This is a genomic window from Paenibacillus sinopodophylli (genome assembly GCF_005930355.1).
In the GTDB taxonomy this organism is placed as follows: Bacteria; Bacillota; Bacilli; order Paenibacillales; family Paenibacillaceae; genus Pristimantibacillus; species Pristimantibacillus sinopodophylli.
In genome coordinates this window covers 1-6,814 of the sequence record NZ_VDBO01000032.1, presented here as the reverse complement: position 1 = coordinate 6,814, position 6,814 = coordinate 1, and the positions used below count along the sequence as shown (strand labels likewise).

The window sequence follows — 6,814 nt, the reverse complement described above, 5'->3', positions numbered from 1 at the left end:
GTATACATCAAGTCCCCCTCCTCCACAACGACACGTAAAAAATCGAAAGGGGTCATGCTGCCTTCTTTACCTTTTTTGCTGTTTGCCTTTGTCATCTCGCGATCTACACCCCATGTACGTGGCATAATATCGCCCCATTTGCCTATGTAAGTATCAGCTTCATGAGCATCATCCAATCTTAATCCGTGAGCAGCTGACGTTTCCAAATCCGATTTAGCACAAGCAGCTTCCCATAAATCGTAATATTTCTCTTCCAGATATGATCGTTCCCACGGATCAATTTCAATTTTATGCATCAACAACAAATGAATATGAGGATGCCAGCCATTAACGCCGTAAGTTACTTCAAAACAGCGTATGCTGCCTATTTCTCCTATCTCTGCACGAAGTTTATCTGAACGTTTACCAGTTCGAAATTTAAGCGTTGCGGCTGAAAGCTTCTCTAATAAATCAGATAACTTGTCCGTTCTGCTATGGCTAAAAGTCAGAGTAAGCATCGTACAGTGCCCACCAGAAGCTATATGAGCATCAAACGCCTGTCGTAGTTCAGACCGTCTACGTTCGCTTATCTTAGCCGCACATACAGGGCATACCCAAACACTACCGCAAATCATCAGACCGCCATAAAACGCACGCTGTGTCTGTCTGTGCTTATATACATCGACGATTCCGTACTTTTCCATCTGATAGCGAAGACATATACCAACACGATTACCAGGCAAAATATGTTTAGCAACAGATTGCATTTGGTAACGCAAAAGTCGTATTTCATTTTGTTGAGATAATCCAGTGTTTTCTAAAGATTTCTTCGTATTTCTTCGATTTAGACTATTTAGGGGTGGCGGTGATTTCGTAATATTTACCAAGGGGCGTGCCGCCCTCCTCTCAAATCAAGTGATTACGCCGCAAAGGAAACCCACATTTGCCGCTCCATCACGCGCTAGGCGCAACAATAGGTCAAAACATGGCGGATAACTAGAAGCAGGCTGGGAACATTGCTGCTTTCGTTAATGCTGTGATATGGGGGAGCGTGACAAGCGAATTCAAGAATAGTACTAAGCAGCCAGTAAGGTGACAGGCAGCTGCACAAGGTTAGAAGCCAGGTCAAAAACGGTAAAAGGCTAGACGCTCTATCAAACTATGATAGCAAATCTATTTTTTAGCATTTCGCCTGGTACGATAAAAATAACGAGTAGCAGCTGCCACAGCAAATACAGCAATTACGACAAATACACCCTGTGGTGTAGTAAGCCAGGTACCATATGACATCATGTTCACCTCCCCGTTCTAGCAAATTCAATTATATCGCGCAAAAATTCTGATCGATTTCCAGCATGACCATTTTTAACAGATTCCTCAATCCATTCCCAAGTTTCCTCTTGCAACGTAAGAGATTGCTTTTTGGTGACTCCGATCGGGGGGCGACCAATTACTTTAGCCTGGTCAAATTCAAAAACAGTATGACACTCGTGACATTTAAAAATATCGTATTTTATATTTTCCACGCTGTGAGGAGATTCTTCACCCAGACATTTTGGACATTGCGGTATAGTCATATCAATCACAACCTTTTTTAAGTTACCTTTAGTATAACCTTTAAGTAACCAGAAATAAAGGATTATTTTAACATGTCTTTGAGCAGCGCATCGATTGATTGATTCAACGGAACATTACGTACGTAATGCTCCAGAAGGTTATTGACTAATTCAGATTTACTGATGTTCGATTTCTTAGAGTGATTTTCGAAATATGCATATACATCTTCTGAAACAGATAGTTTAAGCACTTTCTTCTCGATGTTCCTCTACCTCCTCCAGCTGCTCTTCCTGGGTGATCATGTTACCGAAAGTCGCTGAAGGTATATCAGCTTTAGGCATCATTTTAATAAATTTATCGAGCTCGTCGTCCAGATTAGCAAAGAGTTTTTTGTGCTGGTACATTTTCGATAATCGCTTCAAGAATACACTAGAAGTAGATTTCAACTTAGTGCGCTGCTGCTTCCAATACGTAATATAAATAAACAGAGTGATCTTGAAGAAGTTAAGAATCGTGAACGGGAAAATATTATTTGCCTTACGATGCTTTACATCAAATTCAATGCACTTGCCGATCGTCTTGTTAATCGAATGCTCGTCTTGGAGAATCATAATAATGTCATAGCCAAATTTGCGAGACTGCGTGAAGAAGGTTCTCCAGAGACGTTGTTCAGGTTTGCTATTATCTTCCTTTGGGAAAAAATTAGTAGCTTCATCGATTACAAGTAAGCAATGATCTTCTTCTTCTGACTCTAACCAACCTTCGGCAGCCGAAACATTCATGAGCAGCCGAATGCCATGTACGGACATAAAGTAAATATCGTCTACATACATAAAACGTTTAGCCCATCCACGCTTGATCTGTCCAGGAGTGAAATTCAATGGGAAGTTAGCTATAACAAATTTGCCTTTTTCTAAATAATCGATAATCCGTTCAAGCGCATGATAAGACTTTCCGCTCCCGATCGTGCCGCTATACATTGTTATCATTAGTCTTTAACCACCTTTAGCCAGCGAGCTGCAATCCGAACAATGTAATAGAGTATTATGATTCCAAGCAAAGAAACAAGATGAACAATCATAGTAGGAAAATCAATAAGCCAGGTAATCCAACCAAGATTCACACTAGATGGCGGAGATGAAGGCGAACCAAACGGAGAAGTAGGAAACAACGCAATGACCCATACTAATGCTGCACCTACAGATCGTATAACCGTATTTATAAATGACACTACCCAATTAAACATATCGACCCTCCTACTGAGGCATAAGCTTCCTTATCCCTAAAATAATAGCTATATCAAAAACGATAACTAAAAAATAACGAGCAATAGTAGCTAACAAATTAAACTGAGCCATATCAAATTCGAACTCGATCGGGAAGGTAGCGCCACCCATGGTAAATGTTTTATTGAATTTGAGTACTGGAGCTTGCGGCGCAACATTGAATACATCAAGCTGCCGTTTTAGATCCCATGGAATAGAGAACGGAAACTTAGTTGTAAGATCGATGCCAGCAAGAAGCAATGGTGACCAATCGATTTGAGCAGTGCCGGTAGGTGTATCCCAACTAGGGATCGATGGAACAGTCGGGACACTAACACCAGGAACAGGAATATCTGCAGGTGTAGCAATTGTTTTAGTAGGTGAAAGATCAGCAATGTTACCAGGAATAGCAGGATAGCCAATTGCAACGTCCCACGGATTAGCTGGAATTACTGCTCCTGGATAACCGATTGTAGGATTAGCGATAGTTACCATGTCTTGAGCAGGATTTAAAACACCCTGAGTAGCTGGCATGGTAAATACATCAGGTATGTTAACTGGCAAAGCAGGAGATATAACGTCAGGAGCAAGTGGAGTACTAAAAACAGGATTAACAGCTAAATTAGTCATAGTCGCATTACGTATCAACAACCCCGTATTAATCAATTGATTATATACTTCAATCGGGCTAGCATACGGATAATAAACTTGTATATCAACGTAACTACCAAATCCATTTGCCTGTGAAAAAAACAAAGCCCAGTTAGGAGTAGTACCCGTTTTGCCAGGTAGATAAATAATAGATTTCAAATATTTATAACTATCAAAAGCAGTACCTGTATATTGATGAGTACCCACATATTCTCCAAAAACTTTACCACCATCTTCTGTGTACATGTTGCGATAGATCGTACTTGTAGATGCATAAGACAATACGGGACCGACACCTACAACTTGATTAATAGCCATCTTTTCATATTGGTCACGATTAGCAGGAGAAAAATACCCAGTCCAAGTACTCATTAGATAAGCTTTAACTTCTGGTGTGAATTCAACCGAATAGGTACTAGCACTATTAAGAGACATTTTACTTACAGACCAACTGATACTATCTTTAATAGCTTGATTGGCACCTGTCCATGCAGCCTTACCAAAGTTCTGTATATCATCTCCGACTGCTGGATCAAGTCCAACCGCAACTCCAACGGATGCAACCAGGACTGCTCCGCCCCAAAATGCTAATGCTCCGACTTCAACGGCACCGATCGCGGCGAACTGTACAAAAGCGTCTGCCTTTTTCGGCTGCACACCAATCCAAGCTACAACTAATATTAAAAAGACAATTATAGTTTTGCGTATATTAAAATTTAATGTCGTTGTCACTTGGATCCCCCTATAAAAAAAAGAGTATCAGCATATTTGCGGATACCCTTCTTTATAATCCTAATCCGCCGCACTTCGCGGAGCCTCCCCTCTCGGGCACTCCACTCATCACGGTCGGATATGTATTAGTTTGCGACGATTTTGAAAACTTTTTTGCCGTATTTCCAAGCGTAGATAGCCGAGAACAATACGATAGCGATTTGAGCAATTACTGTCAAAGCTGCAATAGCTGTCAGCTTCAACGATGTGAAGGAATTGCTCAAAGCGTCAACGATTGCAGTATCAGCAACAGGATCTCCAGGAGCAGCCATTGCAGAAACAGCAGAAATCATCATGATTGCCATCATAGCCATAAACGTCATAAAATACTTGTTTTTACCCCAAGCGATTACGTTTTTCATCTTTTCTCACCTCCTCACATTATCAAATAAGGACTCACCCAAACCGATTACGTAACCGATGATTACAAATGTTCCAGAGAGTCCAAAGCCGATAAACCACATAACAGAAACTAACTTAGCTAGATCCATTTAAGATTTCTTCCTGGCTTTATATTTAGCCTGGAGAAATAAAAATCCGAGTATGAGGGCTGGTACAGCAAAAAGTAAAATAAGAAAATTAACCCAGCTTAAAGGCTGAACTTGCATTATTTCGCCTTCTTTCCAACGAAGAATATAACTATCGGAAACATGCCAGACGTGAAAGCAATAGTTGCCAATATGTAAATCCCAATTTGTTTAATATCGTTTACTACATCGATCAACTCAGGATCAACAGGAACAGGAGGATCGGTTGGTTCAAGAGTCGGTTCAGGCGTTGGATCAGGAACGTAAGTTGATAACTCATAAATGAATCCTGCTGCTGGCTGAGCAACTTCACCCGAAACAGAACTATCATCGATTGTGACCCAGTTCAAACCATCAACAGATACCTCAGTTTTAGTCTGATGAGCAATTGTATTAACAGGAGTACGATTTATCTTTATAGACATAACTTTGTACGTCTGAGCAAGATCTATCGTTATATACTGCGGATCAGCTTGCTTAGCCATGCTAGCATAAGTCGTTAAACTAGCGTCAATTGCTCGGTTACCAGCAAGCGTGAATGACGCACTACCAGTAGCCTGCTTATTTATCGCTACATTTTCCCCGGTATCACTAAAGACGTAGATTTCAATCCAACGATTCGTTGCAGCAGCATCATAACCGTTTTGCCAGTCTCGCACATACCGGATATCCATTCCTGGAACAGTGGCAGCTGAAACATAATTTATATTTGATGCAAGCAATGCCATGATAAGCAAACTAGCAAATATGCGCTTTATCATAATTTCCTCCATAGCTTCAGGAACCAAATGACTACTTTCGCGACAATGAATAATCCTATCACTAACCATACTTGCCAGGATATTACCCCAAGCCAGCTAAACATTACGATCGATGCGAGACTTTACGATAATCCCGATCGCGGCCAGCAAAGCTACTGCCAACGCAACGTACTGTAAAATCTGCATTATGCAGTGGCTGCCTGTTCTTTTTTGTTTACTGATGAAGTTGGAGCAGTCTGTGTTCCAGCAAGTACGATGGCTGCCGCGTCTTCATCCGAAATCATGATCATGCTGCCGACACCATTACGTTGACCCCATGCCATCAAACGTCCCGTAAATGTTTGTGGTGTCCACTGTTTAAAATATTCTTGGAGGTCGCCGTTCAAGCGAATAGTAATTTGTTCTTTTTGTTTATCCTGAGCCAGCAATAACTCAGTACTCTCTTTTCCCTCTTTAACTCTGAGGTCTATGCTGGTAATTGTTCCTGTTACTGTTACTATCATTTTTTTGTTCCTCCTTTGACAATATTTTTATGCGAACAGGTTTTCGCTTAAACGATTTCTTGTTCTGTTGTAATCATAAAAAAAAAACTAGTTTTTAGCAAGTATTATTTTGGCAGATTCTTCATCAAAATGTCGAATGCTACCTTATGTGGATCTCCTAGTTTGCTAAGCAATTCATAGACCTCATTGGGCACGTTTAGAAAAATAGGTTTAACTTGGTCTTTTGCTCTTGTTCCTTCAGGCTTACGGTGTCTTGGCATTTGATCATTCCCCATAATTCGTCACTTCCTTTTTTTTCTTTTTAGCGTATCATACAAAATTACACTAAAAAAGCAGGGGTTATATTCCCCTGCTAGTTTTGATATAATATTTATAGGTTATGAGTGCTTACAGCCTATTAAGCACAGTTATGTTTAGGCTTCATCTGATTGGGAGTTCGCTGTTACCGCAGCGGATTCTTTTTTTATGCCCATTTTTAATAAGGCAGCTTCGTATCCAAATTTCTCTATAAGTTCTAGCAGTTCTACACGTCTGTCCTTCGGATGCAAAAGTGATCGCCAATCCTGCCAGTCAATACCGCCTAGCCGATCAGCAGGTTCTTCTTTCTCCGTAGCTAGTTGCTCGTCCGTTTTGTCATCGATCTGGTAACGATCTTTAAGTCCACGACTCCAATACAACTGACGTTTTCCGTGCATAGCATCTACATATTCCTGGTACTGCTTCGTATACATCAAGTCCCCCTCCTCCACAACGACACGTAAAAAATCGAAAGGGGTCATGCTGCCTTCTTTACCTTTTTT

Annotated in this window: 10 protein-coding genes; all 10 read right to left on the bottom strand. The window is 40.8% G+C overall.

The annotated features are described in order from the left end of the window. Window positions 1–866: protein rep (locus FGT79_RS30375; protein ID WP_138756557.1), on the bottom strand; the 866-nt coding region annotated here is incomplete at its 3' end. 408 nt (window positions 867–1,274) lie between these two features. Continuing rightward, entirely contained in the window at window positions 1,275–1,556 is a 282-nt protein-coding gene (locus FGT79_RS32160; RefSeq protein WP_246096705.1) for a ribbon-helix-helix domain-containing protein, read from the bottom strand. A gap of 222 nt (window positions 1,557–1,778) precedes the next feature. Further along, the gene (locus FGT79_RS30365) at window positions 1,779–2,525 is read right to left on the bottom strand and encodes a zonular occludens toxin domain-containing protein (RefSeq protein ID WP_138756556.1); all 747 of its coding nucleotides are present in this window, start codon (window positions 2,523–2,525) and stop codon (window positions 1,779–1,781) included. Continuing rightward, window positions 2,525–2,782, bottom strand: a complete 258-nt coding sequence (locus tag FGT79_RS30360) for a hypothetical protein (RefSeq protein ID WP_138756555.1) — start codon at window positions 2,780–2,782, stop codon at window positions 2,525–2,527. The genes FGT79_RS30365 and FGT79_RS30360 overlap by 1 nt, the downstream gene beginning before the upstream one ends. Before the next feature lie 10 nt (window positions 2,783–2,792). Further along, window positions 2,793–4,184, bottom strand: coding sequence for a hypothetical protein (locus FGT79_RS30355; protein ID WP_138756554.1), 1,392 nt, complete (start codon window positions 4,182–4,184; stop codon window positions 2,793–2,795). Window positions 4,185–4,309: 125 nt separating this feature from the next. Further along, window positions 4,310–4,585 (bottom strand): hypothetical protein, encoded by a 276-nt coding sequence (locus FGT79_RS30350; RefSeq protein WP_138756553.1) that lies wholly within the window; start codon window positions 4,583–4,585, stop codon window positions 4,310–4,312. 245 nt (window positions 4,586–4,830) lie between these two features. Continuing rightward, the gene (locus FGT79_RS30345) at window positions 4,831–5,511 is read right to left on the bottom strand and encodes a discoidin domain-containing protein (RefSeq protein WP_171056536.1); all 681 of its coding nucleotides are present in this window, start codon (window positions 5,509–5,511) and stop codon (window positions 4,831–4,833) included. A 185-nt stretch (window positions 5,512–5,696) separates the two neighbouring features. Further along, window positions 5,697–6,014: a hypothetical protein gene (locus FGT79_RS30340; protein WP_138756551.1), complete on the bottom strand. Its 318-nt coding sequence runs from the start codon at window positions 6,012–6,014 to the stop codon at window positions 5,697–5,699. Window positions 6,015–6,118: 104 nt separating this feature from the next. Then, on the bottom strand, window positions 6,119–6,289 hold the full coding sequence (locus tag FGT79_RS31465) for a hypothetical protein (protein WP_171056535.1): 171 nt from the start codon (window positions 6,287–6,289) through the stop codon (window positions 6,119–6,121). A gap of 138 nt (window positions 6,290–6,427) precedes the next feature. Continuing rightward, window positions 6,428–6,814 (bottom strand): hypothetical protein (locus FGT79_RS30335; RefSeq protein WP_212758665.1); only part of this gene is annotated, 387 nt, incomplete at its 5' end.